The organism is Ferruginibacter sp., assembly GCF_031430955.1.
In the GTDB taxonomy this organism is placed as follows: Bacteria; Bacteroidota; Bacteroidia; order Chitinophagales; family Chitinophagaceae; genus Ferruginibacter.
The window spans coordinates 1-1,993 of record NZ_JANPCM010000616.1 but is presented as its reverse complement, the minus strand read 5'-3'; the positions used below and the strand labels follow the sequence as shown (position 1 = coordinate 1,993).

Annotated in this window: 3 protein-coding genes; 1 reads left to right on the top strand and 2 read right to left on the bottom strand. The window is 37.5% G+C overall.

The window, feature by feature from the left end; genetic code table 11:
- Positions 1-356 (bottom strand): hypothetical protein (locus ACY65O_RS17470; RefSeq protein ID WP_462222146.1); only part of this gene is annotated, 356 nt, incomplete at its 3' end.
- Between the two features lie 290 nt (positions 357-646).
- Here ACY65O_RS17470 and ACY65O_RS17465 point away from each other — a divergent pair.
- Positions 647-1,246, top strand: coding sequence for a hypothetical protein (locus tag ACY65O_RS17465; protein WP_462222145.1), 600 nt, complete (start codon positions 647-649; stop codon positions 1,244-1,246).
- A 130-nt stretch (positions 1,247-1,376) separates the two neighbouring features.
- Here ACY65O_RS17465 and ACY65O_RS17460 read toward each other — a convergent pair.
- Positions 1,377-1,993 (bottom strand): succinate--CoA ligase subunit alpha (locus ACY65O_RS17460; protein ID WP_462222144.1); only part of this gene is annotated, 617 nt, incomplete at its 5' end.

The following is a 1,993-nucleotide window of genomic DNA, read 5'->3' as shown; positions in this document are numbered from 1 at the left end:
TGAAGGTATTGCCAAAACATTTCGGCATGCATACTTTGTAAAATATTTTTTGCAGGGCCTTTGGCTTTTGCAATTAAAGTATCCACAAAAAAAATATTGTTCTCACGGCTGTCTTCCTCCACCATGTTGCGGTATTTTATCTGGTACATGCAGCTTTTTATTTGCTGTGCATCATTGTTTTCTTTTACCGCCAGTTTATAAATTACCATTACTTCGGCCAATGCAGATTTGGTGAGGCCTTTCTTTTCGAGTGCCTCCACTTTTTTCCAATTTTGTATATAACTATTTTTTGTTTGCGCCATAATGGTTAATGCCAAAAGGGTAAAAATTACGGTTAAAATTTTCTTTAAAAACATAAGGAACTTATTTTTATTACAAGATACAATTTGTTATTGAAGGGTTGCCAACCTTTGTAAGTGACTTAAAGTTTTATAAATATGTTATAAAAGTCGGCAACGCAAAAATTACAATACAGCTATCAGATGTATCAGTTGCATAAATTTCATAAATACCTTTACATATTTTTCTTTAACATTTTATTAAGTGTTTGTTTGGCATGCGGCATAGGGTTTGAATATTACACATCAGCAGTTAAAAAATAAAATAAAAGCTGCAAATAAAATTGTTCACTTCTAAAATTATTACAATGAAAAAGATCTTTACTTTACTATCAGTGCTGGGGATTATATCCTCATCATTTGCCCAGTGGCAGCAAAATCCACAACAGTATCCCAATCAAAATGGCGGGCCAAGACAAAACAATAATTACAATCAAAACAGCTCTTTAATTGTAAGTTCTGCATCGCAGCGCCAGGTTTCGGTTTATGTTGACAGTTATCAATATCAAAGTAATGGTAACAATGGTGAAATAAATGTGGGCCAGTTAAGTTCCGGCAATCATAATATTATCATCTACGAAATGAAGAAAAACTTCTGGGGTAAAACAGTACAGCAGGAAGTATATAACTCTAACCTGTATTTAAAACCCGGTGTTGAAACCACACTTTTTATTAACAATTTAGGACAGGTAAGCATTAGTGAGCGCCAGTTAAATAATAATAACAGTGGCAATTATGATAATGGCAACGGTCCGGGTAACAATGGTAACGGTGTTGGTTATGGTTACGGAAGAAAAAAGAATAAGAACAAGAATAAAAAAGAGAAATGCGATGACGACCACGATAACAGGGGAAATAATGGTAATGGCCGTGGCCGCGGTAACAAAGGCGGCAGGGATGACGATTAATCCTTTGGATTCTATATATATAAACAATGCCCCGAAATTTCGGGGCATTTGTTTTATAAATTCGATAAAGCTTCGATGACCTCAGCCTGACAAAAAAAAATTGATAAACTCAGTCTTACAAATCTTAAATTTATTTCTTCAATGCTTCAGCCATTGTTTTACCAATATCTGCAGGGCTTGCTGCTACATGAATACCGCATGCTGCCATAATTTTCATTTTAGCTGCAGCAGTATCATCTTCGCCACCAACAATAGCACCAGCATGGCCCATACGCCTGCCCGGAGGTGCAGTTTGCCCGGCAATAAAACCAACAACGGGTTTTTTATTTCCGGTACTCTTAATATAATTTGCCGCTTCCGCTTCCATGCCGCCACCAATTTCACCAATCATTACAATGGCATCTGTTTCGGGATCATTCATAAATAATTCTACTGCTTCTTTGGTGGTGGTGCCAATGATAGGGTCGCCGCCAATACCAATTGCAGTAGAAATGCCAAGGCCTGCTTTTGCCACCTGGTCGGCAGCTTCGTAAGTTAATGTTCCCGATTTTGAAACAATACCAATTCTTCCTTTTTTAAAAATAAAGCCAGGCATAATGCCCACTTTACATTCGTCGGCTGTAATTACACCGGGGCAGTTGGGCCCAATCAATCTTGTATTTTTTCCCTGTAAAAAATTTTTCACTTTCACCATGTCCTGCACGGGGATGCCTTCGGTAATACACACCACCAAAGCAATGCCTGCAT